Below are 25,528 nucleotides of genomic sequence, written 5' to 3'. Positions count from 1 at the left end.
TATTTGAAAACAAAAAAAAGAGCTAAAATAGCTCTTTTTTATTATATTAATAGTTTGAATTTGATTTTGTTCCTTCACAAATTGCAATTGATGCTGAAGCACCTATTCTTGTAGCTCCATTTTCAATCATAAGCTCTGCATCTTCTCTACTTCTAACTCCACCAGAAGCTTTAACTCCCATATCAGGTCCTACTGTTTCTCTCATTAATTTGATATCTGAAGCTGTAGCTCCACCTGTTGAGAATCCAGTAGAAGTCTTAACAAAGTCAGCACCTGCTTCTTTAGATAATTCACAAGCTATAACCTTTTCTTCATCTGTTAAAAGGCAAGTTTCTATTATTACCTTTGTTAATGCTTTTCCCTTAGCTGCATCTACTACTGCTTTTATATCATTTTTTACATATTCTAAGTTTCTTTCTTTTAACTTACCTACATTGATAACCATATCAACTTCAGTAGCACCTTTTGCAATAGCATCTGCTGTTTCAAACGCTTTAACTTCTGTTGTATTTGCACCTAAAGGAAATCCTATAACTGTACATACATCAACATCAGTTCCTTCTAAAACATTTGCTGCAACGCTAACCATCGCAGGATTAACACATACAGATGCAAAATTATATTCTACAGCTTCTTTACAAAGCTTAATAACTTCCTTTTCAGTAGCTTCTGCTTTTAATATTGTGTGGTCGATCATTTTAGCTATTTGTGCCTTATCCATATCTAATACCTCCAAAGTAATTTTATAGTAGCCCCTTATTATTATAATTGATATTTGTAGTATTTAAAAGATTTTTAAGTTATTTTTGTTAATATTGTCTTTAAAACAGTGTTAATTGTTCGGTTTTTTCTTCTCTTATACTAGAAACCGAAACTCCAATTAGCCTTATTCCACCTAAAAAATCCTCAGCTTCAATTATCTCTTTTACAACATTAAATATCACATCATAATCGTTTGTGTAATATCCTATAGTCCTACTCCTTGTATGACTTTCAAAATTGCTTGTTTTATATTTAACTGTTATAGTTTTTATAAATACATTCCTTCTTTTTAATTCTTCTCTTAACTCTATACAAAATGCATTTGCATAAGAAATAATCTCTTCTTTCTCTTCTGTATTAAATTTTAAAGTTGTTTCTCTTCCATAAGATTTTCTATCTCTATTAACTTTTAATTCTCTATTATCAATACCTCTTATCCTATCATATATTTCTAACCCCTGCTTACCAAAATACTCAACAAAAAATTCTTTAGGCATGGGGTATAAATCTTCTATTTTAAACATTCCCATATTATTAAGCCTTTTTACAGATTTTTCACCTAAACCATATATTTTTGATATAGATAATGGCTTTAATATTTCTGGAATCATATCCTTATTTATAATCATTATTCCATTTGGTTTATTCCAATCAGATGCAAGCTTTGCTAAAAATTTATTATAGGATATTCCAATGGATAAAGTTAATCCCAATTCACTGTATACTCTTTTTTTTATATAATTAGCTGCTTCTATTCCGCTTTTAAAATTACTATATGTTATATCTAAAAATGCTTCATCAATAGATAAAGGCTCTATTATAGATGTTACTTCTTTAAAAATATTAAATATTTTGTTTGATACTTCCTTATACCTAGAATATCTTACCTTAAGGTATATTCCTTGTGGACATAACTTTTGTGCAATAAAAATAGGCATAGCAGATTTAACTCCAAACTTTCTAGCTTCATAAGAGCAAGTAGATACAACTCCTCGTTCACTTACTCCTCCCACTATTACTGGTTTTCCTTTAAGTTTTTTATTATCATTTTGTTCAACAGATGCAAAAAAAGCATCCATATCCACATGTAAAATAATTTTATCCAAATCTTCCACCTAGTATACTACTTCTTCAAATATGCCCTTATTTTTACTGTTTATAAATGAAAAAATACCTTGTGCTAATAATTCATCTAAATATCTTTTTTTATTTGACATTGTACAAAAAGATACTATAACTATAGCAATAATAGTTCTAAAGCCTTTATCCATATAATACTCATATTCGCCTTCTTCATCACATAAATACTCAATTACTCCTTCTACTATATCTACATTTCTTCTTGGATTATGATTTGATAACACTCCAACTAAAGGTAGAAATTGATTTGCAATTTTTATATTTCTTTTTTGCAACTCTAATATAAATTGCATACTTCTATACATTTCTCCTGATGAACCATTTAAAATTATTGCATTTGCAAGACTTTGAACACCATTTTTAGATCTTATATTAGAATCTGCAATATGTTCAAAAATATTCTCAATAAAATCGTCTACAGTATCAGCGCCAATATTATTTATTACCCATAAAGCACATAATAAATAATCATCCTCATTAGTTATATTAGAATACTTTTCTTTTAAAAGTGTGTATACTTCTTTTATTTCCTTTACAAGTTCTCTTTTTTCTTTAACTCTACTATACTTACTTATAGTAAATGCAGTTAAAGCTAAATATGACCCTGAAATAAATCCTTCTTCTTCTAAAATCTCCATAGTATCATACATATCTTCTATAAATTCTTCTTGATTATCTCTATCAATTACCGCAATCATTAATGAAATTATATTTAACGCATCTCCCCTAAAAGGTGATAGTCTTGGTGTAGTAGCTTTAATATACTTTCTTATTTCCTTAACTCTAGCTACAGGTATTTCTCTTTCATAATGTGAAAACACTAATGATGCATAATGATTTATAATATCCCCATCGTTTCTTAAAGCTTCCTTTGCTAATCTGTAATTATCAATTGTAGTCTGTATTCTGTCAATCAGAAACTTGTCCATTTATTTATCTCTCCCCATAACTCTATAAAGCATAACTTATTTTTATTTGCTAAAAATAAAAATTTATTCACCTTTATTATACTATGGATTTGTGTCAATATTATATCATTTTTTAATGTAATTTTATTGATATTAAAGAATTTTATGGTTGTAGCTTTTGTCAATTTTTGTTACTATATTAATAATGCATATATTCAATATTTATTAATTAAGGGGGCAAAAAAATGAATATTATTGTAACTAAATTTGGTGGAAGCTCTTTAGCTGATGCTACTCAATTTAAAAAAGTAAAAAATATCTTAGAAGAAAATCATAACAGAAAATATATTATTCCATCTGCACCAGGTAAAAGATTTTCTAAAGATTTTAAGATAACAGACTTACTTTACCTTTGTCATGCACATGTAAAATCCAGTATACCTTTAGATGATGTATTCAAATTAATTGCTGAAAGATACAAAGGTATTGCTGATGAGCTTAACTTATCTATAGATTTAGAATACCACTTAAATATTATAAAAGAAAACATAGAAAATGGGGCTTCTATGGATTATGCAGCAAGTAGAGGTGAGTATTTAAATGGTTTAATCCTTGCAAATTATTTAAACATAGATTTTATAGATGCTAAAGATGTAATTAAATTTGATAACCATGGATCTTTAAATTCTGAAAAAACTTATAGTTTATTAAAAGACAAGCTTTCTACTTGTAAAAGAGCTGTAATTCCTGGTTTTTATGGTTCTAACGAAAATGGAGATATCGTCACCTTCTCTAGAGGTGGATCAGATGTAACTGGTGCTTTAGTTGCTGCTAGTTTAAATGTAGATTTATATGAAAACTGGACTGATGTTTCAGGTTTTTTAATGGCTGATCCTAGAATAGTTGAAAGTCCAAAAAAAATAAAAACCATAACTTATGGTGAACTTAGAGAGTTATCATATATGGGTGCATCTGTTCTTCATGAAGATGCAGTTTTTCCTGTAAGAAATGCGGGTATTCCTATCAATATTAGAAATACTAATAACCCAGAAGATGAAGGAACTCTTATTGTAAATAAAAAAGATATTCATACTAATACTATAACTGGTATTGCAGGAAAACAAAATTTCACTGTAATTTCTATAGAAAAAGCAATGATGAATTCTGAACTTGGTTTTTGTAGAAAAGTACTTACAATATTAGAACAGCATGGTATATCATTTGAAAATATGCCTTCTGGAATTGATACAGTATGTGTTGTTATTTCTGATGCTAACTTAAAAAATAAAACTAATATAGTTGTAGATGAAATTAAAAGATCCTGTAATCCTGATTCTATAGTTGTATATCCAAATATGGCTTTAATTGCAACTGTAGGTAGCGGTATGGCATATACCAAAGGTGTTGCTTCAAAAATCTTTACTGCACTTTCTGATGCCGATATAAATATAAGAATGATAGACCAAGGTTCAAGCGAAATTAATATTCTTGTTGGTATAGAAAATGAAGATTTTGAAAAAGGAATTAATGCTATTTATAAAGTGTTTAATAATTAAATTATACAATATTAATAAAAGTAGAGTTTAAATTACAATAGGTATAAACTCTACTTTTAATTTCTTAATTATTTTATTCCCAAGTTTTCCAAGTTTCTATAGCATATCCTACTGTAGCATCTTTCCCATTTCTTACTATTGGTGTCACGTAAAGCGATGGATTCTTTAAAAGTATTTCTTCTCTCATTTCAGAACTTCTTATTTTATCCATGTTTAATTTAGTATAATCTTTAGCTGATTTATTAATTAAATTTTCAAGTCCTACTACTTTTTTTACACTTTGTAATTCACCTTTACTTAAAGCTTTTTCTTTTAAATCTATAAATTGAAATTTAATTCTTCTCTCTTTAAAAAATCTTTCAGCTTTTTTCGTATCATTACACTTCTTTGTTCCAAAAATTTGTATATTCATTATTATTACTCTCCTATTAAATAATAAATATTATAACATAAAAATAAACACACCCCATTTAATTTTTTTCTTAAATGAAGTGTGCTATATTTTATAATTAATTAATCTATATAGATTAATCTATACTTTACCACCTATTATTAAATGGCTTATTTAGCGTGCTCTTCTACAGCAACTGCAACAGCAACTGTCATACCAACCATTGGGTTATTACCAGCACCGATTAATCCCATCATTTCTACGTGAGCAGGAACTGATGAAGAACCAGCGAATTGAGCATCTGAGTGCATTCTTCCCATAGTATCTGTCATACCGTAAGAAGCTGGACCTGCAGCCATGTTATCTGGGTGAAGAGTTCTACCAGTACCACCACCTGATGCAACTGAGAAGTACTTCTTACCTAATTCCATACATTCTTTTTTGTATGTTCCAGCAACTGGGTGTTGGAATCTTGTTGGGTTAGTTGAGTTACCAGTGATTGATACGTCAACACCTTCGTGATGCATTATAGCAACACCTTCTCTAACGTCATTTGAACCGTAGCAGTTAACCTTAGCTCTTGGTCCGTTAGAGTAAGCTTTTGAATTAACGATTTCTAACTTACCAGTGAAGAAATCGAAGTTAGTTTCAACGTAAGTGAATCCATTGATTCTTGAAATTATCTTAGCAGCATCTTTTCCAAGACCGTTTAAGATAACTCTTAATGGTTCTTTTCTTACTTTGTTAGCTTTTTCAGCTATTTTGATAGCACCTTCAGCAGCAGCGAAAGATTCGTGTCCTGCTAAGAATGCGAAACATTTAGTTTCTTCTCTTAAAAGCATAGCTCCTAAGTTACCGTGTCCTAAACCAACTTTTCTGTCATCAGCAACAGAACCTGGGATACAGAAAGCTTGTAACCCCTCTCCGATAGCTTCAGCAGCATCAGCAGCTTTTGTGCAACCTTTCTTTATAGCGATTGCAGCACCTAAAACGTATGCCCAAGCAGCATTTTCGAATGCGATTGGTTGAGTTTCTTTAACGATTTTATATGGATCTATTCCATACTCATCACATACAGCTTTAGCATCTTCTAATGTTTTCATTCCATACTTTTCTAAAACTGGAGTGATTTGTCCTATTCTTCTTTCATAACTTTCAAATAATGCCATGTTAAAATTCCTCCTTACAAATTATTCGTGTCTTGGATCGATTAATTTAACAGCGTCAGCAACTCTTCCGTATTGACCTGCAGCTTTTTCTAATGCTTCGTTAGCATCCATTCCCTTACCGATCATTTCCATCATTTTTCCTAGGTGAACGAACTTGTATCCGATGATTTCATTATCTTCATCTAAAGCGATTTTAGTAATGTATCCTTCAGCCATTTCTAAATATCTTGGACCTTTTTCTAAAGTTCCGTAAGTTGTACCAACTTGAGATCTTAATCCCTTACCTAAGTCTTCTAATCCAGCTCCGATTGGTAATCCACCTTCAGAGAAAGCAGTTTGAGATCTTCCGTATACTATTTGTAAGAATAATTCTCTCATTGCTGTATTTATAGCATCACAAACTAAGTCTGTGTTTAAAGCTTCTAATATAGTTCTTCCTGGTAATATTTCTGAAGCCATAGCAGCTGAGTGAGTCATTCCTGAACATCCAACTGTTTCAACTAATGCTTCTTGGATAACTCCACCTTTAACGTTTAAAGTTAATTTACAAGCTCCTTGTTGAGGTGCACACCAACCTATTCCGTGAGTTAACCCTGAAATATCTGATATTTGTGTAGCTTGTACCCATTTTCCTTCAACTGGAATTGGAGCACATGCATGATTAGCGCCTTTAGCAACAACGCACATTTCTTCAACTTCTTTTGAATACATCATTATATTTATTCCTCCCTAATTAATATTAGTTATAGTTTGTCTCAAATATATGTAAATATCTAGACTATACCTAACTGGGTCAAGATTCATCCCGCTGGGAATAAATCCATCCTACCCTTATATAATAACAGATGAATCAATCTGTAACAATAAGAAAATGATATTTTTTTATCATATTGCTAAAATTTATTATTTATTTTTTTGAAAATTATGTTAAAAATCCTCCTTAAAAATGAAATTGATAATTATTATCAATTAAGTTGATATTTATTTATAAATTTTGGTATAATTAAACAAATTATTGATAATGATTCTCATTTTATTAATGTTTCATTTATCTATACTTATATTTTCTATTATTAGGAGGATTTTAAAATGAAAAATGTTGTAGAAATAATAAATATTATTGCAAGACAAATTCTTGACTCAAGATGTTTTCCAACTGTAGAAGTTGAAGTTATTCTTGAAGATGGAACTATAGGAAGAGCTGCTGTCCCATCTGGTGCTTCTACTGGTATATACGAAGCAGTTGAATTAAGAGATGGAAATAAAGATTACTTTATGGGTAAAGGTGTTCAAAATGCAGTAAAAAATGTAAATGAAGTAATTGCAAAAGAACTTATAGGATATAATGTATTTGATCAAACTGCTATAGATAAAAAATTATTAGAATTAGATGGTACTGATAATAAAAGTTCTTTAGGGGCTAATGCAATTTTAGGCGTTTCTTTAGCTGTAGCTCAAGCAGCTTCTAACTTCTTAGGACTTCCTTTATATCAATATGTTGGTGGTGTAAATGCAAAAGTTTTACCAGTACCAATGATGAATATAATCAATGGTGGTTCTCATGCTGATAATTCTGTTGACTTACAAGAGTTCATGGTTATGCCATTAGGATTCGATTCATTTGATAAAGCTATACAAGCTTGTGCTGAAGTTTATCATTCATTAAAGAAAACTTTAAATGATAAAGGTTACTCAACTGGTGTTGGTGATGAAGGTGGATTTGCTCCAAACTTAAAATCAAATGAAGAAGCTATCGAAATTATATTAGAAGCTATAACTAACGCTGGATATGAACCTGGAAAAGATATGTTTATAGCTATAGATGCTGCATCTTCAGAATACTATAAAGATGGTAAATACGTTTTAGAACATGAAGGTAAAACTTTAACTGCAGCTGAAATGGTTGACTTTTTAGAAGAATGGGTTAATAAATATCCTATTATATCTATCGAAGATGGTATGGCTGAAGAAGATTGGGAAGGTTGGAAACTGTTAACTGAAAGAATTGGAGATAAAGTCCAACTAGTTGGAGATGACTTATTCGTTACTAATACTACTAGATTAGAGGATGGTATTAAAAGAGGTGTAGCTAACTCAATTTTAATTAAGTTAAATCAAATTGGTACTTTAACTGAAACATTAAACGCTATAGAAATGGCTAATAGAGCTGGATATACTGCAGTTATTTCACATAGATCAGGAGAAACTGAAGATACTACTATAGCAGATTTAGTTGTAGCTGTAAATGCTGGACAAATTAAAACTGGTGCTCCTGCTAGATCAGAAAGGGTTGCTAAATATAATCAACTTATAAGAATTTCTGAAGAGTTAAGTGATGTTGCTGAATATAGAGGAAGAAAAGCTTTCTTTAATATAAAATAATTTCTACTTTAAATATCTTAAATACCTTTTATTATATGGTAAATTCAATTAACTTATTTTAAATTTCTATTTATGTAAAAGGATGATGCGGGAAAAGTATCATCCTTTTTAATATATAATAAATTTTATTCATTTAATATATATTTTTATCCTAATGCTACATCTAAAATCATCATTGTTATAAATCCAAGTATTAATCCTATTGTTGTTAAAGCCTTATTTTCAATAGATGCTTCTGGCAATAGTTCTGAACCTACAACTGAAATCATAGCTCCAGCTGAAAATGCTAAGAAAAATGGCAACATACTTCTAACACTCATTGCTGCTATTGCTCCTAGTACTCCTGCTATTGGTTCAACAATACCTGATGCTTGCCCATAAAAAAAGCTTTTTGTTCTAGATAATCCCTCTCTTCTCAAAGGCAAAGAAACCGCTGCTCCTTCAGGAAAGTTTTGCAATCCTATCCCTAATGCCAAACTCATTGCTGCTCCTATTGTTGCTGATGGTATTCCAGCTGCTACACCTCCAAATGCAACTCCAACAGCTAATCCTTCTGGTATGTTATGAAGAGTTACTGCAACAACTAATAATATACTCTTCTTATACTTTTGTACTATAGAATCCCTTGCAATTTCATCACTTTGTGTAATTACCCCATAAGAATACTTATCCATCATTTTATCTGCTAATATTATAAATACACCACCAGTAAAAAAGCCTATAGCTGGTAGTATAATTTGACTATATCCTAACTCCGAACATAACTCTATAGCTGGATTTAATAATGACCAAAAACTTGCTGCAACCATTACCCCAGCACCAAATCCAAGCATACAATTTAAAATTTTTCTATCAACTGTCTTAAAGAAAAATACCAAACATGCACCCAACGCTGTTATTGCCCATGTAAATATTGTTGCAACTAACCCCTGCATTATTGGAGTTAAATTCATAAACCACTCCATACCTTTGTTTTCCCCTCTTTACACATAGCTTATCATCATATTAACACTATATTGCAAATTACTACAATTTGTTACTATTTATGTTTTTTCTTGGCGTATAAAAAACATTGACATTCATTTTGCCACATGTTAACATTACTTATATAATATTTGCCGACATGGCGGAACTGGCAGACGCACATGACTCAAAATCATGCGGGAAACCGTGTGGGTTCGATTCCCACTGCCGGCACCACATTATATATCTAACAAGTCAAAAGCCTTGATATTACTAGTTTCTGTAATGTTAAAGCTTTTTATTTTTGTAAATTTCCCACTATTTTTCCCACTTCTAATAAAAAAAGAACTCTATTTCTAGAATTCTTTCTATATTGTGAGTTAATATTTATATTTAGAAAATAGCTTGTACCATTATAAATATTTATTAATTGTCGGTATTTTGTCGGTCTAAACACCCATTTTTATACTAGCTGAAAACTTAATTACAATAACAATCTTTAAATCTCAAATTTTAAATATAATTTTTAATATTTTCATCAAAAGTGGCAAAATTTTTGAAATGTAAGATAACTAACTGTAGCTCCTACAACGCTACATATTAATGCAATACTTATTGTTTCCACCTTTACACCTTCCTTTAATTCCCCAAACGTTTGGACATTTAAAATATAAAAAAGAAGCTAGATTTTACTCTAACTTCTTGCTTATTTTTTTATTTACTTTTACGAACAATTTAAATCAATTACGTATTAAAAAATACCGCATATTCTTTTTGAATAATACAGTCTTTTTATTAATTTTATATTTAACTCTAGCTTAGTAATACTTTAATATTATTCTCCATTAAGAACTCTCTTTAAAGCTGAATCTATAGTATCCGTATCATCTGGATATTTTATATGCAATGCTGTTGATTCTGCAATAGCAGCAGAGTATGAGGTTTGTACTGACTGCTTAATATGAGAATCATCAATAGAATCAATATAATCCTGTTGACGTTGTTTAGCTTCTTTTATTATCTTATAATATTCTTCTTCTGTTAAGCTTTGTTTTACATCTTCCTGCATATTTTCCTTTATAGAATATTGAAGACTGTCTAAACTAAACTTATTGCTGAAGTCTTTTCCGTTTATAGTTAAAATAATTTCAAATTCACCAGTAGTTGCGTCTGCTGTAGGTACTTGGGATAGATAATGAATTCTTTTTGTTTCCAAAGGATTTATTAAAGCATATTTTTCTAAATTAGTTCCATCAGTACTTTCTACAAGGGAAAGACAAGGATACTCAACATTTTTGATTTTTATTCTTGTATTTATCATATCTCCAGCTACTTCAGCTTTATTCATCAAGCTATATACTTCAAAGATTACATCTATATAGATATTCTCATCACTTTCTACAATATAGGTGGTAGAGTTCTTGTTGCTAATTGGAGGCTTAATTTTTCGACCCGCATTAATTTCAGCTAAAGAATATTCACAGATTCCAGAAACTTTATTACGTCCTCCTGCAACAACAAACAATTCAGGATTGTTAATATTCTTATTTTCAGTATTCTCTTCATCTATAACATTGTCACTACCTTGATTTATATTATTCTTTTCTTCTTCTCCAGGTAAACTATCTTGATTTCTATTACCTTCTTCTTTTTCTATAGATGTTTGAGTTTCTTTATTAGATTTAGAAATGTTATATTTTTGTTCGCATGAGATAAGAGAAAAAGATAATAATGTTAATAATAATAATTTTAAAATTAGCTTTTTATTCATTTCAAATCTCCTCACAATATAATACAATTATGAGTTAATTATAGCATATTTTGTAAATACCATACTATTTAATTTTCAAAAATTACTTTTCCAATTTTGCAAGTATTTCTATAACTTCTTCTCTATATCTAACTGGTACTTGCTCTATTGTTTTAAGTCCTCTTTGTACCAAATCACTCATAATTGAAGGATTTTTCACACATATTTTTATTAATAAACTTTCATTTTTTCATTAACTCATATATCTCATATTCACTTATAGTACGCATGAAAGAATATAAAATAAATTCACTTACAGTCATTCCTTTTTTTCTTGCTATAGTTTTTATTTTTAATTTTTCATCTTCTGAAACTCTTATCTGGATTAATTCTTTTTTACTCATTTATCTACATCTCCAACGCTAATTTGTAATACTTGTAATTACAATATCATAGCTCTATAAGAAAAATTAGTCGGACTTTAGGGCATATGCCCTACTTTCAAAACATAAATTTAGACAAAAAAATTAGGGCATATTCCCCTAAAAATAAAAAAGATTATATCTTTAATAGACATAATCTTTTTTAACTTCCTTGGTCAATTTAGTTATTGCACCTCACTTACTGGTGGAGATTTACCGCTCTTTTAGTTTCTCGCTTAATGGTGGAGATTCACCCATTTTTATTATATTATAATTAATCAATTAGGCCCATTAAAGCCCTTAAATAACATTATACCAAAATTAAATAGTAAATTATAGGATTTTATTACTATTTATTCCTTGATAAAATTTAACTATAATTATTTTGAAATTAAGGGAGAGGATAATATGGAAAACTTATTCAAAAAAATCGCTTTAACTCTAACATTAACTATGTTTAGTACAATGATTCCTTTTTCAGTTAAAGCTAGTGCTGAAGAAAATCAAAACCCAATCACAAGAGCATGGCCTGGAAGACCTGGAGGGAATGGTGATGGCTCAGAAGAATGGTTACAAGGAAACTATGGAGAACCTAATGGACCATTTAAAACTTTATATACTAGTCAAGGTCGTGTGTCAGATCTAAATACCCAACAATCAGTTGCAGATGGAATAGGCGTTGCAATAGTAGACTTATTATCAGGAAATGTATTCAAAGGAACAGCTGCTTTAATAACTAGCGGAGCAATTTCAGCTATGGGAATTGCAGCAACTATAAAAGGTTATTATGATGGGAATTACTATAAATCAGTAACATATATTTCTGGAAGATGTATGAAAACAGTAATAACAACTTATGAATACAACAACTATACTGGATATATAAAAACATATGAAAAGTGGACAAAATGGTAAAAAAATTTTCAAAAAAATTTTTATATTCTTCTCATACATTAGGATATATTTGTTCAATTCTAATTAGAAACAATAATAATTTATACTTATTCATAATGCCAATTCTATTTTCATTTATATCTCTTATTATTTATATAGTTTTATATAAAAATAAAATAAATGAAAAATATATACTAATCCATATTTTAATAGATTTTGCATTTCTAATATGGATGACTTATTTTTTATAAAAACTAAATTAATTACAAAAATAATAATAGAAATAGAGTAAAAATATTTACTCTATTTCTAGCTCATCCACTAACTTTTTATTAACCTTTTCCTTTTCTTCAGGCGTAAGCTCTCTTATATTACTATTTTCATACTCATTCTTCGCCCATAAATAGCACATCATAATTTCATAATACACTCTACCATCTATTAAATCCCCACTAATTCCTGGTGGGTCTTCATGTATTTTATATTCAGCTAATTTTACTGGTAAAACTGTTGCCATTGGGTGACCTATTAAAAAACCACAATCTGTTGGTACTCTATTTGATGTTACTTTTAAAACAGACATTCCATCATATTCAGCTATTATTCCTTTTATTTTCATATCATGACCTATGTCAGTTTCCATTGCTATATCTTTTGATTTTTTTATTACTCTATATGTTGCTGGAGTAACTAATAAAAATCTAACTTCTTGTGGTACTTCGCTTTCGTCTAATGCTTCTGTTCCTGAATCCACCACCATTAAACTAATACATAATCAAAGTCATATTACATATTTTAAGTAGATTATCTTCTTTTTTAATAGATTATAATTCATTACTAATCTCACTTATCACTCTTTTAAATCTAATATATATGTAATTTGTTCTGAAAATGACATTAATTCCTCTAATTCTGAATCAAATATATATCTTATTTCTGATTTATTATTCCCTCTTATTTCTGCTAAACAGCCACTATAAGCTGGTTCTACAGTTAAAATTGATACCTCAGTTAAATCAATATCTACTAGATATCTTCTTTTCAAGCCATTTTTTAGATTTTCCCACTTATCTTTTTTGGCAAAAAATCCAAATGACCAACCTTTTATATTATTTAATCTAGCCTCTTTTATAACTTCTTTATCATAAATTCTACATTTAACCCTTAATCCTATTGCATCTTCATACAATTCTAAATTACCTTTTTTAATTGATCCTAATTCTTTTTCTTCCTCATGATTAAATAATAATTTAACATCATCAGCTTTTCTTAATGCCCTACTCCAAACTCTTGGTAATACTTGTTCAATAAAATCGCCAGTAGCAGCATGTATTTTTTTACTATCCCTAGCAACTGCATTTACATATCCTTCTACTAGAATAGAATCTTTTTTCACCCTAATTTCCATAAAATTATTCCTTATTAACTATAGATTTTAATATTTCAAAAACACTGTTAGGATTTGTTGAACATACATCGAAAGCTGTCCTACTATATCCACAGTTAGTAATATTTGTACCTTTCAATATGTCACTTGATATTTTAACGCATTGTGTCTTTAAAAGATTCTTTCTACCTCTTGCAAAAGTTATATATTCCTTGAGTTTTTTTTCAGATTCTTTTATTTCAGCTAGTTTCTCAATAGCTGAATTTATTTCTTTATCATATTTAGACTCTATTTCTTCTAAATCATTAATCATTTTTAATATATCACATGCAAACAATCCAGTAATGCTAGCTCTTAAATATTCTATTTCTTCTCTTGTTTCTGAAATCTCATTATTTAACTTCTTTATATCTTTTCTAAGCTTAAATACATTAGATAATTTCTCTTTATCATTTTCTGGATCTTCCTCAGTTAATATTTTTCTTTCAACTTTCTTCAATTCTTCAAGTAATAATTTCTCTTTTTCTTCTCTATCTTTAATTTCTTTTTTAATAGTTTCTTGCTTTCCATTATATTTATTGAAAATATTATTAATTTCTTTATCATAATTCTTAAACATATTTTTACCACCTTCTGATTTTTTTACATTTTTCACATTAATATTTCTCATTTTCGGGGATTTTTTTTACCTGAAGTTTAATACGGGTATTTTTATCTTTCTTTTTTAACATTTTTATGGCCCCCGGGGTATCACTCCTAGCATATTAATCTTACTGGAGCATCGTATATTTTTTTAAATAAAATATACAAATTACTGTATTCTTTTTATAGGAGCAAAAGAAATTTTAATATAAGTAGTGTTGTTGTGTTTACTTATTATTAAAATATCTTTGCTTCTATAATATTAAAATTCCAATCCTTTACTTTCAAACTCCTTCTTTTTAAGTTCCAATAACTCTTTGTCATTAATCGCTTTACGTGGATTATCATTCCAATATTGTGCTTTCCTATTATTTAACCAATATTTCTGTGCTGATATATCAGGCTTGGCCCTCTTTTTAACCCTTATTGTCACCGGTGTTTCTTTTACTACCTTATTACCATTGTCATCAAAATAAACTATCCGTTCTTTCGATACTTCTTCTTCTTCATATTCATACCCTAAAGCACTATTTAATAAGGTTAATTCTACATTCATATTTGCTTTCATTTTTGACTTGTCCAAAGCGGACAAAATTTCCTTATTTTTCTGCTTATATCGTCTTAAAGTTCTATCTGATATACCTAATTTTTCAGCTATTTGTTTTTCTGAATATCCCTCTAAAGCCCATGTAGCAATACTTTCAAGGTAATCCATTATATTTACTTTCCCATATTCCCACCCCCTTTCTAGTTTGTCCAAAATGTCCGCAATCTGTCCAAAACTATATTGAATATTGGGAAATATCATCAATTTAATTATCATTAAATTTTCATTATTTTTTCACATAATAATATTTTTTATTAATTTGCTCTTAAACCATTGATTTTACTGACTTAGAGTAGACTTTATATTTTAAACTCAAAAATACATATCTTACATTGTGTATTCTTCACTATATACCACTCTAACCATTACTATATCTATCTTGTAACTCCTTTTAAAACTATCAATAATTCATGCTCAAATATATGTATCCTCTAACAAATTTTTATCTATTCCCATAAATTTCTTACATGCTTATTAATTACCTCTTGTTCTAAGCCTATATACCTCAATGTTATTGCAGAATTACTATGATTAAAATACTTCCTTAATTCTTCAATATCTCCATACTTTTTATAATATTTTCTTCCAAATGCTTTTCTTGTTGAATGACACCCTATTCTTTTTATTCCATTTTTTTCAGCAGCTTCTTTTATGATCTTATAACATCTATCTCTCTTTAGATGATTATTAAACCCATTTCTACTTTTTATTAAATACTCTTCTGCACATTTATCCTTACAATACTCTTTTAATTCTCTTTTTAACTTATTACTTATTTGAACCTCTTTCCATTTGCTTGTTTTTTGCTCCCTAATTTCAAAACTATTTTTATTAAATACATCTTTAACTCTTAACTTAATCACATCTGATATTCTTAACCCAGTATGCAACATTACTAAAAATAATATATAATCTCTATCTGACTTCTTTTTTAAGTAACATAGTATATTTTCTGTCTCTTCATCACTTAACGCTTTAACCTCTCTCACATTCTCTTACCATCTTTCTTTTAAAAAATTATTTACGCTATTCTCAATTGTATTGATATATCTATTTAATTCCTTAATACTATTACTTAAATTTTCTTTATTAGTTAAATCTAATCTAAGTATGTACTCTACTGGTATTCCCTTATTAAATAAGTCATCAATAAACTCTTTCTTTTCATCTGGACTATAATCTTTATTTTTACTCATCTCACTTCTACCTGAACCCATTATTAAAATGGTTCAATATCCCTTTTCTTCGTTATATTTTCTATAAAATCTTCATCTGTCATTTCTGTTATATAGTTATCTAATCCATGAATAACCATATGATAAAGATTAAATCCTTCTCTTTCCTTTTTTATAATTATTTCTTTTTCTTCATCACTATATCTATTACTTTCATTCAAATACTTATAAGAAAATTCTCTTAATCTATTTGCTGGCTCTACTTCATCTAAATGTTTTAAAAGTATATAAGTTATATACTCTTGTACATATTCAACCCCAAGCTTTTCAGAAATTTTTTCTAATTCCTTTAATATTTGTTTATCTATATAAATACCTTCAGTTTCTATATTTTCTCTATAAAAATATCCATCTGAACCAAATGCACAATCATAATATCTTTTAGCACTAATATTTTCTATTACACTTTCAACATCTATAGAGTTCATTAACTTAACTGCTTCTTCTTGTGCGCCTCTATAATACACCTTTTGTATAGGGTCTTTTTTAAATCCTAATCTTGCAACTGCTTTTCTAACTGCTTCTCCAGTACATGGATATCCATTTTCTTTTAAATCTACTGCTAACGCTTTATATGAAACTCCTATAGATAACTTCTCAATAACTCTAAACTTATAAAATATTAATTCCCATTCCTCTAAACTATAATTAATTCTTCTATTTTTCATTTTTTACTGCTCTCCTATTCCAGTACCTTTTATTCCATTCTTTTCTCTTATCTTTATTTTCTTGATAATATTGCTTAAAATATTCTCTTTTCTTTTCTTTATTTTTGTTATAATACTCCCTTTGATATTCCCTTCTTTTCTCTTTATTCTTAGAATAATATTCTCTTTCATATCTTCTCTTCTCTTCTTTTTCAGCATCACTTAAAGAAAAATCGTTCTCCATATCCTCATCCCCCTTTATTGTTATTATTTTTGTTTTAACTTGTATTTGTATTAAATTTTACATCATATTTTTATAAATACTTTCATTTGTCCGTTTCTTTTTTACGGACAAATTAGAATACAAAAAAAGACCATCTTATCGCTAAAAATAAGATGATCTTTGTTATTCATATTAAAAATGGATATAGTTTACCCCAACCCATTCAAAGTGGACATTTTGAATTTAATATATATAAGTTACTAATACAATTAATAACATATATTAATAAATACATTTTACATGAACATATAACATACTTCAACTAGTTTTTAATTAACGATTCCTCATAAATCTTTATGTATTTATATAAAGCTGTTCTGCTCTTTAACTCTAATAATTTAGTGAATTGAGTTGCATTTACTTTTTTTCGTTTAAATTGATTATATAACTTCTTAAAATCTTTAAATTTTAATACTTTTTAAAATTCAAAAAGTACACCGGTGTTACAATGTAACATTTAAAAGCACTTCATTAATTAAGCGTAAATTCCTTTACATTATCCAAATCGCTAAAATCTTTTCCACTTGCTTCTTTTATAAATCTTTCTAACTCATAAGATGTTACTTTAATACTTCCTAACTTTAGCCCAGTCAAGTGAACTGATTTTATTAGCTTGTATACTAAATTTACATTAACCTTTAATTTTACTGACACTTCTCTTACTGTTAATAATTCCATATTAACTCCTCCACTATTTCTAAATATTCCAATCATTTTTTTAATTCTTCATCTATATCAGCAACAGCCTTCTCTTCCTTACTCATTCTTAGTATGATTTCTCTAATTCCATCTTCTGAAAAAATCATTTCCTATACTCCTCTTTCGCTAATTTTTAAAGCTCTTTTTTTCCAGTAACCATTTTTATACTGTTTTCTTTTATCTCAATATAACCTCTAATAAACCAATAAATGAAACTTACTGATTCATCATTATTAACTTCATCTATATATTTTTTTATATATTCTCTTTTATCCATTATCTTGCCACCTCAACTCTTTTATATATAATTTCTTTCTTTATTTTTCTATTGACTTTCTCTCAATATTGTCTTTTGTTTAAATTCATTATTTACTAAATAACATGCTGTTTCTAAATGAATTGTTGCCATTGAATTATTATCAAACTTTCTTTCATAATTTGATTCTATATCATTTGGAGTAACTAGAAATCCTATTCCTAAATCCATTTCAACAGCTTTCTCTATACACATTCCATTATCTTTTTTTCTTCTTACAATACAACTCGCATAAGCTTTTTTTATAATTCCCGCTTCATAGTGATTAAATGATATATTTAATTTTTTATAATTATTAGAATCAGTGTTTAGCTTTTTATTTATTTTTCTTGTAATTCTTTCTAAATCACCAATATAATGAACTAAATACATATACACCATATCATAATTTTTACACTTTTCTATGTTTTTATATAAATTGCTTTCTTTGAATTTATTTGTATATGGATATGGTGAATCTAAACCACTCCAATGAAGGCAAGCTAAAAATATAGGGGAATAATCTCTATTACAACCTTCTATCTCTCTCCACTCATCAAACTCTTCATATACAAAAGCATGAATTAACTCATGTCTTATTGTTTCTCTTAAATGTTTAATTCCACTTTTCTTATCATTAAATCCATTGCAATACATTTCGTAATAACTTCTTGATAGCTTGGTTAAAAATATTTTATGTTCATATTTCCACTGTCTTTCATCTACTCTTGTATTTTTATAATATCCAAGAGTATTTTTACTCTTATACTTTAAATCTAAATCAATAGTAACTTTATTTCTTAAAAATGGCTTTCTCTTATACGGTCTGAATTTCTTTCTTAATTCCTCTAATTCCTTCTTCAGCAATTTATCTAATAGTATTGTGAACTCCTTCTTCCTAATCACAATATCACCTCTTACTCTTCATCTACATATACTCCATAATACCTACCAGTCTTACTAGGCTTACTTATCTTATTTATGTTAATCCCCTTAGATAAAACTTCTAGTATTTTAATCTTTTCTATTTCATTTCATATTTAATCTGTATCTTTGCCATACGTAATCCTCTTCACTTCTACCTATAAGATAACTTCTACATTATCTATTTCATTTAAAAACTTTAAATTGCTTAATCCTGCTCTTAAACCTTCTCTAAAATAGAATTTGCATAACTCTATCCATTCATTTGAAATAGAAGCTTCTAACTCTCTAATCAATCTTTGTTGATCTTCTGTAGTCTCTTTCTCTAAAGCTTTATTTAATTTTTCTGTTATTAAAGTATTTTGCTTATAATCTAAATTTGTATCTGTAAAATCTTTTTCTAAAGTTTCTTGTATATGTCTAAATTCATTTTCTACTATTCCATCTACTATATTTACTATATTTTCATAGTTCATTTTCTTATATCTCCTTTAATTTACAATTGATTTTTTAGGAGCTTATAGGATAAACTATAATTGCTAAATTACTTTGTTATCCTATGGATAGCTCATTGCTTATAGATATTGGTACTATCTATAAGCTTTTTTCTTTTTAAACTTTCTTCTTTCACCTAACATTATCTTTCCAACTTCTATTTTTGTAGGCTTGTCCGCATTTTTATACTTTTTGCCTATCTCTAAAACTCTATTTTCTAATTCCTCATTATTACTCTTCTCCATTTCATCACCTTACTATTGCCAATTGCTTATTCTATAGTTGTTAGCTCTCCATCTAAAATTTAATATATCCTTTTTACTTGCTCTACTCTTCTTAATCAATATATTTACACATTCAGGATTTTTATCAGCTAAAGGAGAATTATAATCTATATTTTTTTCATTCTCTTTTACTAAATACTCTCTTACTAGCTTATTATCTAATTCTACATTTCTATACATACCCAAAACTATGTCACTATCTCTATATATAGAAGCCCCACCAGCTATGTCATTAACTGCTATCTTATCCCATAAAGCTATATTTTTATTTTGCATTTTATAAGCTGATTCTTGCTTTCCTTGAGCTAATATAACTATTGGCTTTTTAATACTTTTTGCTAGTTTTTTAAATAATCTTGTACATTCAGTTATCTTTTGATGTTCCTCTTTGTTATTACCAGTAATGTTAACCAAATTTATATAGTCTATAAAAACAATATCAATATTATTTTTCAAAACCTCGTATTGTATTTTACTTGTTATATCCACTAACTCATCTTCTTCACTTACCAATAAGCCTTTATCTCTAGATAAGTAACCATTTGCCATTATGACTTTATTTATCTCTTCATCTTGTAATTTTCCATACTTTATATTTCTAAACGGTATATTGGTTAAATTTGATATTATTCTATCTCTTATCTGCTCTTTCGGCATTTCAAGACTAAAAAATAATACTTTCTTTTTTTGTCGTATAACATTTAATGCTATTTGTGTTGCTAATGTAGTTTTACCAACTCCACTAAAAGCAAATATTGTTACAAGATCACCACCACTAAAACCAGTTATGTTATTATCTAAATCCCTTAACCCTGTTCTTAATGGATTTATTTCTCCTTTCATTCTTTTATCTAGTACATTTAAATATTCTTCCTCTTGCCCCTCTACGGTTTCTGTTGCTGATTCTGTTGTCATATCAACTATTAATGTATTAACAACTTGTTGAATCTCTTCGGGGCTTTTATCTATATTCAATTGAATATTCTTAGATATATTAATCAAATGCCTTTTTTGACTATATTCTTTTAATGCTTCAACATAAGCTTTTATATTACTGGTTGTTATTACTCCACCCATCAAGTCACTAATTTTAGTAATACCACCAACCTTATCTAAAGTATTATTTTTCTTTAAATATTCTGCCAATATTACAAAATCTGTTGTTTGTTTTTCTCTAAATACTGTTTTTATTGCATTAAAAAGTAATTTATTCTTATCAAAATAGAAATCACTCTCTTTTACCTTTAATTCCATAATTTGAATAAAGCATTTAGTTTCACATATTGATATACCCAGTATTTGCTCTTCAACTTCAATACTATATAATTTATCTCTATCCATTATTCCTCCCTATTTGCCATTAACTGCTCCATTAAATCTCCTATACCTTTTTCTTTAGTTTCTTTGGGATTATTCTTTGATTTCCACGATAAATAATTCAAATACTTACTACCATCATTTAAAAACTTTGGAAGTTGTCTAGTTCTATCCTTATCTGTCTTAATTAAAAATTCATCTAATCCCCATTTATAACTACAATATTCATAATCACTATTTAACATATCACCATAATTGTTTATAGCTTCTATAATTTCATCTTTAGAATATTCCTTTAAAGTTTTATCTATAGATTTTTTTATACTAGCTGTAATACTTCTATGTTTTTTTATATTTTTGCTAATCCAAAAGTCAAAAATACTATTATATATATTTTCTTTTATTTTCTTTTTATTTTCTTTTTGTGGTTGGGTTTCCCTACTAGGTGTTGGTTGGGTTTCCCTACTAGGTGTTGGTTGGGTTTCCCTACTAGGTTGGGTTTCCCTACTAGGTTGGATTTCCCTACTAGGTATTAAAACGTAATATTTACACCCTTTACCCTTAAGTGTTTCGAAATTTAAAAATCTTTTTTCAACTAAAGATTGTCTAGTATTAAAAAATGTTTTTCTATCCTTTATTGGTGTCATTCTCATTAATTCTGATACACTTAAACTGCAATATCCATTTTCAGCATTTATATAACTAAATATAAGTAATAATAATGATTTTTCTGTAGTTGTAAGTTGACACGCTCTAGCTATATAATTAAATTGTTCCCATCTATTTTTAGCCATTAATAACACCATCTATTCTGATACAATGACATCAAGTGATAATTCTAAAATCTTAACTAATTTATTTACTGCAATTATTGAATCTGCAATATTATACTCACTCTCTCCCACACAACCACTGAATCTTTTATAAAATTTTTCTGCCTCCTTATCTGATATATGAACTTCAAATGTTTTTCCACCTAAAGTTATTGGGATTACAGTCATAATTTTTGTATCACCATATGTTTCAAACTCTTCTGTAAATTCTATTACATTGCTCATTGACTCCTCCTATTTAAACACCTTGTTAAATAACCTTAATCCTTCCCAAGAAGGTTCTTTGTCCATACTCTTACAATTTTCTATATATAAACTTAATATCTTAATACTCATGCCTTTACTACCTTTCTATAACAAATTTTCTCCTATATGCTCATCTAAAAAATCATCTAACTTTGATAGTACAAATCGAATATCTCTACCAAATCTTAATACTGGAGCTCCTTCTATCCTTGCTAATCTTAAAACCTTTGTATATGAAATTCCCCATGCTTCTGCAAGCTCTCTTGGTGTGCAAGTTTTTTCTAAAACTTTTCTTCTATACTCCTGTATTTTTTTATTTTGTTCTTTTAATTGATCCATGCTATCCCCTCCATAATTTAATAGTTACCTTTTCCAATATATCTACTTAGAACCACTGTAGTATGATTTTATAGTGGAGCTTGTCCTATTTTTTTATAAAGTATTGCACTTTACTTATGTCTTACTCTGTAGTGTCTTTTGATATGATTTATTTTCGCAACTAATAGCGAAATTTTTTAGATATGTTTATTGCCATAAGTGGCAACGATTATTTTTAGTTCTGTTTGATAGTGAATATATTCACTTTCTTACTCTTCTATAATTACTATTTCTTCAACATCAACATTTAATGCTTTTGCCAATAACCCTATAGTCTTAGGTGTTGGAGACATTTTACCATTAATAGTTTTTGATATAGTTGTTCTTCCAAGTCCAGTTTTTTTTACTAAATCATTAAGCGATAAACAAGATCTTGCTTGTGCTATTTTTATTTTTGATAAATTTATATTCACATTAACACCTTCTTTCCTACAAACGTATGATTTATTTTGCAGTTTTATTATATTCCCACATTTGTATAATTTCAAGTATTTTTTAATATTTTTTTTAAAAAAGTTTTACATTTGTGTGAATTTGTTTATAATATACTTATAGGAGGCATCTATATGGATATTGGAAAAGAAATAAAGGAACTACGAAAAAAAAATGGTTTATCCCAAACAGAATTAGCTCAAAAATGTAATTTATCTAAAAATGCAATTTGGAATTACGAGAATAATAAGAGAACCCCCTCTATACTAACAATAAAAAAAATCGGTGAGGTTCTTGGTGTTGATTTAGGATACTTACTTAATCCACCACCGCTTCTCAAACTTGATCAAGAAGATATAAAAAATATTAAAACAGCAGGTTTTGGAACTATCATAGATACACTAGATTTTGATAATAAAGATTTATCACTACCTAAGTTTGTTGAATTTTTAGCTGCATCATCATTCCCTTTTGATATTGATGATAGCGAAATTAAGTTTATCTATGATAGAACTATAAGTTTTTTAGAATATGAGTTTTTCAAACTTGGTTATATAAAATTTTCAACTGACGAAATAGATGATTAATTTTTTATAAAGTTAAAAATCAGTATTCAGCTTGAAATATTAATGCAATTACTTATCTAGTTATAGATTAGGACGCCAAAATATTTTGCCGTCCTATTTCTCCCCCTGTGGGGAAAACCACTAATCTCGTGGCTTAAGTTTACATTTTTAAATTACTGTTAAATAAATATATCACTACAATTAAACTATATATCAATGGAATTTCCCTTTTATCTTTAAAATTCGAGATTGCTTTTAGTGACCTCAAATCAAATTTTAACTTAATCTGAGCCGGTATTTTGCCGTATCATATTGTAATATAAATATTAGATTATATAAGCATTTTTAAATTTAAATGATAAATTATATTAATAAATAGAAAGAGGTATTCAGAATGGCAAGGAGGACAAATGGAGAAGGCTCTGCTAAGTGGGTAGTTAAAAACGGCGTAAAGTATTGGCGTATTACTATTACCACTAGCTATGATCCTTTAACCGGAAAACAATTAAGAAAAGATATTTACGGTAAAACTCAAAAAGAAGCTAAAGAAAAATTAAAAGCGTTCCAGGAAAGTAATACAATTCATAGTGATAATTCTACTTTAGGCAATTTCTTTTATGAATGGCTATGGAATATTAAAAAACAAGAGTTAAAGGCTTCAACATTTGATAGAATTGAAGGAATATATAGAAACTATATAAAACCTACTAAAAGCTTAAATAGTGCTAAATTAACTAATATAGATACTTTATATTTACAAAAAATAACTAATAAATTGTTAGAAAATCATACTATTAATCAAGTTAAGAACTTAAATAAAGCTTTAAGTAATTGTTTTAAATATGCTGTATCAATAAATAAAATTAAATCTAATCCTGTAACTGGTATAGTATATCCTAAAACTCATGAAGTTATTGACGAGAAAATAAACTATATAACCGAAAAGGAACAACAAGATCTTATAAAGGCTCTACAAGGAGATAAATGTGAAGGAGTAATATTACTAGGCTTAATGTGTGGTATGCGACTAGGAGAAGCTATGGCACTACAAGAAAAGGATATAGACTTCGATAATAGATTAATCAAGATAAATAAATCAGTAAAATTAGTATGGACTGGTGAATTAACTAAAGATAACAAAAGAATATATGAGAACAGAGTAACTATACCAAAGACTAAAACAAGTATAAGAGAAGTTCCTTTCCCTTCTATGCTTGTGCCAATTCTTAAAGGAATTATTAAAAAGAATAAAGAAAATAAATTGAAATATGGTGATGTATACTTTGATAACAAATTAATCTTTTGCAAGGAGCATGGTGAATACATAGACAATAAACAACCTAATAGAAGATTAAAAGCAGCATTAAAACGTGCTGATATAGAGGCAGATATAAATTATCATAGTTTAAGACATATATTTATAACTAACTGTATAAGCAATGATATTAATATTAAAACTGTAATGGACTGGGTTGGTCATGCTGATATAAATGTTACTATGAAAATATATGCTGAAATTAATAAAGAAAAAAATCTTAAAGAATATGAAAAAATCAATAGTATGTTTAAATAGACTATGGCTATATAGTCTATTTTATTTTCCCACTAAATCTAAAAAGTTTCCCACTATTTTTCCCACTATCTTTCCCACTTCTTCGGTAAAAAACATTAAAAGCCATATAGTAATCAACCCCCCTAAAGCATTGATAATATTAGCTTTTAAGTATTAATAAAAATTACTAAAAAAACACCTCTACGATTCCCACTGCCGGCACCAAAATTATATATCTAACACCAAAATGATATCCATATTCTTATGAATATGGATATCATTTTTCAGACTGCTGACAAAGTGTCAGTAGTCTTTAATTTTATACAAATATGTAATATAATTTAAAATATATTAATTTATTACATAGAG

Annotated in this window: 33 protein-coding genes and 1 tRNA gene; 6 read left to right on the top strand and 28 right to left on the bottom strand. The window is 28.1% G+C overall.

Annotated elements, in window-relative coordinates:
- Positions 1-46 precede the first annotated feature (46 nt).
- The 3 genes from deoC to LPC13_RS01295 all read right to left on the bottom strand — a co-directional run bounded on the left by deoC (position 47) and on the right by LPC13_RS01295 (position 2,831).
- Positions 47-721, bottom strand: a complete 675-nt coding sequence (deoC, locus tag LPC13_RS01305) for a deoxyribose-phosphate aldolase (protein WP_005215755.1) — start codon at positions 719-721, stop codon at positions 47-49.
- Between the two features lie 100 nt (positions 722-821).
- Positions 822-1,868 (bottom strand): DNA polymerase IV, encoded by a 1,047-nt coding sequence (locus LPC13_RS01300; RefSeq protein WP_040420112.1) that lies wholly within the window; start codon positions 1,866-1,868, stop codon positions 822-824.
- Between the two features lie 9 nt (positions 1,869-1,877).
- On the bottom strand, positions 1,878-2,831 hold the full coding sequence (locus tag LPC13_RS01295) for a DUF4003 family protein (RefSeq protein ID WP_005215757.1): 954 nt from the start codon (positions 2,829-2,831) through the stop codon (positions 1,878-1,880).
- 224 nt (positions 2,832-3,055) lie between these two features.
- On the opposite strand from LPC13_RS01295, the gene LPC13_RS01290 reads away from it, so the two are divergent.
- A complete protein-coding gene (locus tag LPC13_RS01290; RefSeq protein ID WP_195244725.1) occupies positions 3,056-4,366 on the top strand; it encodes an aspartate kinase in 1,311 nt (436 codons plus the stop codon).
- Between the two features lie 73 nt (positions 4,367-4,439).
- On the opposite strand, the gene LPC13_RS01285 is transcribed toward LPC13_RS01290, so the two are convergent.
- The 3 genes from LPC13_RS01285 to LPC13_RS01275 form a co-directional block, all read right to left on the bottom strand.
- Positions 4,440-4,778: an arsenate reductase family protein gene (locus LPC13_RS01285; protein WP_005215760.1), complete on the bottom strand. Its 339-nt coding sequence runs from the start codon at positions 4,776-4,778 to the stop codon at positions 4,440-4,442.
- Positions 4,779-4,927: 149 nt separating this feature from the next.
- A complete protein-coding gene (locus LPC13_RS01280) occupies positions 4,928-5,926 on the bottom strand; it encodes a GGGtGRT protein (RefSeq protein WP_005215761.1) in 999 nt (332 codons plus the stop codon).
- Positions 5,927-5,947: 21 nt separating this feature from the next.
- Positions 5,948-6,640, bottom strand: a complete 693-nt coding sequence (locus tag LPC13_RS01275) for an iron-sulfur cluster assembly scaffold protein (protein WP_042396479.1) — start codon at positions 6,638-6,640, stop codon at positions 5,948-5,950.
- A gap of 375 nt (positions 6,641-7,015) precedes the next feature.
- Between LPC13_RS01275 and eno the strand changes: the two genes are divergently transcribed.
- Positions 7,016-8,308, top strand: a complete 1,293-nt coding sequence (gene eno / locus LPC13_RS01270) for a phosphopyruvate hydratase (RefSeq protein ID WP_005215765.1) — start codon at positions 7,016-7,018, stop codon at positions 8,306-8,308.
- A gap of 146 nt (positions 8,309-8,454) precedes the next feature.
- On the opposite strand, the gene LPC13_RS01265 is transcribed toward eno, so the two are convergent.
- Positions 8,455-9,273: a ZIP family metal transporter gene (locus tag LPC13_RS01265; RefSeq protein ID WP_005215767.1), complete on the bottom strand. Its 819-nt coding sequence runs from the start codon at positions 9,271-9,273 to the stop codon at positions 8,455-8,457.
- A gap of 152 nt (positions 9,274-9,425) precedes the next feature.
- On the opposite strand from LPC13_RS01265, the gene LPC13_RS01260 reads away from it, so the two are divergent.
- Positions 9,426-9,508: transfer RNA gene (locus tag LPC13_RS01260), tRNA-Leu, on the top strand.
- A 598-nt stretch (positions 9,509-10,106) separates the two neighbouring features.
- On the opposite strand, the gene LPC13_RS01255 is transcribed toward LPC13_RS01260, so the two are convergent.
- The 3 genes from LPC13_RS01255 to LPC13_RS01250 form a co-directional block, all read right to left on the bottom strand.
- A complete protein-coding gene (locus tag LPC13_RS01255) occupies positions 10,107-11,042 on the bottom strand; it encodes a hypothetical protein (RefSeq protein ID WP_005215769.1) in 936 nt (311 codons plus the stop codon).
- Between the two features lie 82 nt (positions 11,043-11,124).
- A complete protein-coding gene (locus tag LPC13_RS16905) occupies positions 11,125-11,223 on the bottom strand; it encodes a CD1375 family protein (protein ID WP_267955906.1) in 99 nt (32 codons plus the stop codon).
- A gap of 40 nt (positions 11,224-11,263) precedes the next feature.
- Positions 11,264-11,425 (bottom strand): plasmid mobilization protein, encoded by a 162-nt coding sequence (locus tag LPC13_RS01250; RefSeq protein ID WP_005215771.1) that lies wholly within the window; start codon positions 11,423-11,425, stop codon positions 11,264-11,266.
- Between the two features lie 426 nt (positions 11,426-11,851).
- On the opposite strand from LPC13_RS01250, the gene LPC13_RS01245 reads away from it, so the two are divergent.
- Positions 11,852-12,358, top strand: a complete 507-nt coding sequence (locus LPC13_RS01245; RefSeq protein WP_040420114.1) for a hypothetical protein — start codon at positions 11,852-11,854, stop codon at positions 12,356-12,358.
- Positions 12,359-12,635: 277 nt separating this feature from the next.
- Here LPC13_RS01245 and LPC13_RS01240 read toward each other — a convergent pair whose 3' ends face one another.
- The 18 genes from LPC13_RS01240 to LPC13_RS01155 all read right to left on the bottom strand — a co-directional run bounded on the left by LPC13_RS01240 (position 12,636) and on the right by LPC13_RS01155 (position 23,022).
- Positions 12,636-13,097 carry a hypothetical protein gene (locus tag LPC13_RS01240; protein WP_005215776.1) on the bottom strand — a complete coding sequence of 154 codons (462 nt, stop codon included), beginning with the start codon at positions 13,095-13,097 and terminating at the stop codon, positions 12,636-12,638.
- A 90-nt stretch (positions 13,098-13,187) separates the two neighbouring features.
- Complete coding sequence (locus LPC13_RS01235; protein ID WP_005215778.1) at positions 13,188-13,745, bottom strand: HK97 family phage prohead protease; 558 nt, start codon at positions 13,743-13,745, stop codon at positions 13,188-13,190.
- A 4-nt stretch (positions 13,746-13,749) separates the two neighbouring features.
- Positions 13,750-14,379 (bottom strand): hypothetical protein, encoded by a 630-nt coding sequence (locus tag LPC13_RS01230; protein WP_040420118.1) that lies wholly within the window; start codon positions 14,377-14,379, stop codon positions 13,750-13,752.
- Positions 14,380-14,628: 249 nt separating this feature from the next.
- A complete protein-coding gene (locus LPC13_RS01225; RefSeq protein WP_195244730.1) occupies positions 14,629-15,126 on the bottom strand; it encodes a helix-turn-helix transcriptional regulator in 498 nt (165 codons plus the stop codon).
- Positions 15,127-15,419: 293 nt separating this feature from the next.
- On the bottom strand, positions 15,420-15,962 hold the full coding sequence (locus LPC13_RS01220; RefSeq protein ID WP_195244731.1) for a tyrosine-type recombinase/integrase: 543 nt from the start codon (positions 15,960-15,962) through the stop codon (positions 15,420-15,422).
- A 6-nt stretch (positions 15,963-15,968) separates the two neighbouring features.
- The gene (locus LPC13_RS01215; protein ID WP_147576283.1) at positions 15,969-16,169 is read right to left on the bottom strand and encodes a hypothetical protein; all 201 of its coding nucleotides are present in this window, start codon (positions 16,167-16,169) and stop codon (positions 15,969-15,971) included.
- Between the two features lie 23 nt (positions 16,170-16,192).
- A complete protein-coding gene (locus tag LPC13_RS01210) occupies positions 16,193-16,876 on the bottom strand; it encodes a hypothetical protein (RefSeq protein ID WP_005215786.1) in 684 nt (227 codons plus the stop codon).
- Positions 16,866-17,099, bottom strand: coding sequence for a hypothetical protein (locus tag LPC13_RS01205; protein ID WP_195244732.1), 234 nt, complete (start codon positions 17,097-17,099; stop codon positions 16,866-16,868). The genes LPC13_RS01210 and LPC13_RS01205 overlap by 11 nt, the downstream gene beginning before the upstream one ends.
- Positions 17,100-17,609: 510 nt before the next feature.
- A complete protein-coding gene (locus tag LPC13_RS01200) occupies positions 17,610-17,816 on the bottom strand; it encodes a helix-turn-helix domain-containing protein (RefSeq protein ID WP_040420132.1) in 207 nt (68 codons plus the stop codon).
- 154 nt (positions 17,817-17,970) lie between these two features.
- Positions 17,971-18,114, bottom strand: coding sequence for a hypothetical protein (locus LPC13_RS01195; RefSeq protein ID WP_005215792.1), 144 nt, complete (start codon positions 18,112-18,114; stop codon positions 17,971-17,973).
- 48 nt (positions 18,115-18,162) lie between these two features.
- Complete coding sequence (locus LPC13_RS01190) at positions 18,163-19,038, bottom strand: hypothetical protein (RefSeq protein WP_234088480.1); 876 nt, start codon at positions 19,036-19,038, stop codon at positions 18,163-18,165.
- A 176-nt stretch (positions 19,039-19,214) separates the two neighbouring features.
- Entirely contained in the window at positions 19,215-19,532 is a 318-nt protein-coding gene (locus tag LPC13_RS01185; protein ID WP_005215796.1) for a hypothetical protein, read from the bottom strand.
- 114 nt (positions 19,533-19,646) lie between these two features.
- Complete coding sequence (locus LPC13_RS01180) at positions 19,647-19,796, bottom strand: hypothetical protein (RefSeq protein ID WP_005215798.1); 150 nt, start codon at positions 19,794-19,796, stop codon at positions 19,647-19,649.
- 12 nt (positions 19,797-19,808) lie between these two features.
- Positions 19,809-21,176: a replicative DNA helicase gene (locus LPC13_RS01175; protein ID WP_234088478.1), complete on the bottom strand. Its 1,368-nt coding sequence runs from the start codon at positions 21,174-21,176 to the stop codon at positions 19,809-19,811.
- Complete coding sequence (locus LPC13_RS01170; RefSeq protein WP_195244736.1) at positions 21,176-21,946, bottom strand: hypothetical protein; 771 nt, start codon at positions 21,944-21,946, stop codon at positions 21,176-21,178. The genes LPC13_RS01175 and LPC13_RS01170 overlap by 1 nt, the downstream gene beginning before the upstream one ends.
- Positions 21,947-21,958: 12 nt before the next feature.
- Entirely contained in the window at positions 21,959-22,210 is a 252-nt protein-coding gene (locus LPC13_RS01165; protein ID WP_005215805.1) for a hypothetical protein, read from the bottom strand.
- A 126-nt stretch (positions 22,211-22,336) separates the two neighbouring features.
- Complete coding sequence (locus LPC13_RS01160; protein WP_005215806.1) at positions 22,337-22,570, bottom strand: MerR family transcriptional regulator; 234 nt, start codon at positions 22,568-22,570, stop codon at positions 22,337-22,339.
- 248 nt (positions 22,571-22,818) lie between these two features.
- A complete protein-coding gene (locus LPC13_RS01155) occupies positions 22,819-23,022 on the bottom strand; it encodes a helix-turn-helix transcriptional regulator (RefSeq protein ID WP_040420121.1) in 204 nt (67 codons plus the stop codon).
- A gap of 153 nt (positions 23,023-23,175) precedes the next feature.
- Here LPC13_RS01155 and LPC13_RS01150 point away from each other — a divergent pair, with 153 nt between their 5' ends.
- Positions 23,176-23,628 carry a helix-turn-helix domain-containing protein gene (locus LPC13_RS01150; protein WP_005215814.1) on the top strand — a complete coding sequence of 151 codons (453 nt, stop codon included), beginning with the start codon at positions 23,176-23,178 and terminating at the stop codon, positions 23,626-23,628.
- A gap of 373 nt (positions 23,629-24,001) precedes the next feature.
- Complete coding sequence (locus tag LPC13_RS01145; protein WP_005215815.1) at positions 24,002-25,180, top strand: tyrosine-type recombinase/integrase; 1,179 nt, start codon at positions 24,002-24,004, stop codon at positions 25,178-25,180.
- Positions 25,181-25,528: the final 348 nt, after the last annotated feature.

The organism is Clostridium celatum (assembly GCF_021412605.1).
In the GTDB taxonomy this organism is placed as follows: Bacteria; Bacillota; Clostridia; order Clostridiales; family Clostridiaceae; genus Clostridium; species Clostridium celatum.
Note: the sequence above shows the minus strand (reverse complement) of the source record. Positions and strands in the feature narration are given on the sequence as shown.

Coding starts and splice junctions, on each gene's coding strand:
- LPC13_RS01150 (WP_005215814.1), top strand. CDS start 23,176: ATGGATATTGGAAAAGAAATAAAGGAACTACGAAAAAAAAATGGTTTA.
- LPC13_RS01210 (WP_005215786.1), bottom strand. CDS start 16,876: ATGAAAAATAGAAGAATTAATTATAGTTTAGAGGAATGGGAATTAATA.
- LPC13_RS01160 (WP_005215806.1), bottom strand. CDS start 22,570: ATGGATCAATTAAAAGAACAAAATAAAAAAATACAGGAGTATAGAAGA.
- LPC13_RS01295 (WP_005215757.1), bottom strand. CDS start 2,831: ATGGACAAGTTTCTGATTGACAGAATACAGACTACAATTGATAATTAC.
- LPC13_RS01290 (WP_195244725.1), top strand. CDS start 3,056: ATGAATATTATTGTAACTAAATTTGGTGGAAGCTCTTTAGCTGATGCT.
- LPC13_RS01145 (WP_005215815.1), top strand. CDS start 24,002: ATGGCAAGGAGGACAAATGGAGAAGGCTCTGCTAAGTGGGTAGTTAAA.
- LPC13_RS01215 (WP_147576283.1), bottom strand. CDS start 16,169: ATGAGTAAAAATAAAGATTATAGTCCAGATGAAAAGAAAGAGTTTATT.
- LPC13_RS01170 (WP_195244736.1), bottom strand. CDS start 21,946: ATGGCTAAAAATAGATGGGAACAATTTAATTATATAGCTAGAGCGTGT.
- LPC13_RS01275 (WP_042396479.1), bottom strand. CDS start 6,640: ATGATGTATTCAAAAGAAGTTGAAGAAATGTGCGTTGTTGCTAAAGGC.
- LPC13_RS01180 (WP_005215798.1), bottom strand. CDS start 19,796: ATGGAGAAGAGTAATAATGAGGAATTAGAAAATAGAGTTTTAGAGATA.
- LPC13_RS01175 (WP_234088478.1), bottom strand. CDS start 21,176: ATGGATAGAGATAAATTATATAGTATTGAAGTTGAAGAGCAAATACTG.
- LPC13_RS01185 (WP_005215796.1), bottom strand. CDS start 19,532: ATGAACTATGAAAATATAGTAAATATAGTAGATGGAATAGTAGAAAAT.
- LPC13_RS01205 (WP_195244732.1), bottom strand. CDS start 17,099: ATGGAGAACGATTTTTCTTTAAGTGATGCTGAAAAAGAAGAGAAGAGA.
- LPC13_RS01240 (WP_005215776.1), bottom strand. CDS start 13,097: ATGGTGGTGGATTCAGGAACAGAAGCATTAGACGAAAGCGAAGTACCA.
- LPC13_RS01265 (WP_005215767.1), bottom strand. CDS start 9,273: ATGGAGTGGTTTATGAATTTAACTCCAATAATGCAGGGGTTAGTTGCA.
- LPC13_RS01235 (WP_005215778.1), bottom strand. CDS start 13,745: ATGGAAATTAGGGTGAAAAAAGATTCTATTCTAGTAGAAGGATATGTA.
- eno (WP_005215765.1), top strand. CDS start 7,016: ATGAAAAATGTTGTAGAAATAATAAATATTATTGCAAGACAAATTCTT.
- deoC (WP_005215755.1), bottom strand. CDS start 721: ATGGATAAGGCACAAATAGCTAAAATGATCGACCACACAATATTAAAA.
- LPC13_RS01250 (WP_005215771.1), bottom strand. CDS start 11,425: ATGAGTAAAAAAGAATTAATCCAGATAAGAGTTTCAGAAGATGAAAAA.
- LPC13_RS01255 (WP_005215769.1), bottom strand. CDS start 11,042: ATGAATAAAAAGCTAATTTTAAAATTATTATTATTAACATTATTATCT.
- LPC13_RS01165 (WP_005215805.1), bottom strand. CDS start 22,210: ATGAGCAATGTAATAGAATTTACAGAAGAGTTTGAAACATATGGTGAT.
- LPC13_RS16905 (WP_267955906.1), bottom strand. CDS start 11,223: ATGAGTGATTTGGTACAAAGAGGACTTAAAACAATAGAGCAAGTACCA.
- LPC13_RS01285 (WP_005215760.1), bottom strand. CDS start 4,778: ATGAATATACAAATTTTTGGAACAAAGAAGTGTAATGATACGAAAAAA.
- LPC13_RS01245 (WP_040420114.1), top strand. CDS start 11,852: ATGGAAAACTTATTCAAAAAAATCGCTTTAACTCTAACATTAACTATG.
- LPC13_RS01280 (WP_005215761.1), bottom strand. CDS start 5,926: ATGGCATTATTTGAAAGTTATGAAAGAAGAATAGGACAAATCACTCCA.
- LPC13_RS01195 (WP_005215792.1), bottom strand. CDS start 18,114: ATGGATAAAAGAGAATATATAAAAAAATATATAGATGAAGTTAATAAT.
- LPC13_RS01200 (WP_040420132.1), bottom strand. CDS start 17,816: ATGGAATTATTAACAGTAAGAGAAGTGTCAGTAAAATTAAAGGTTAAT.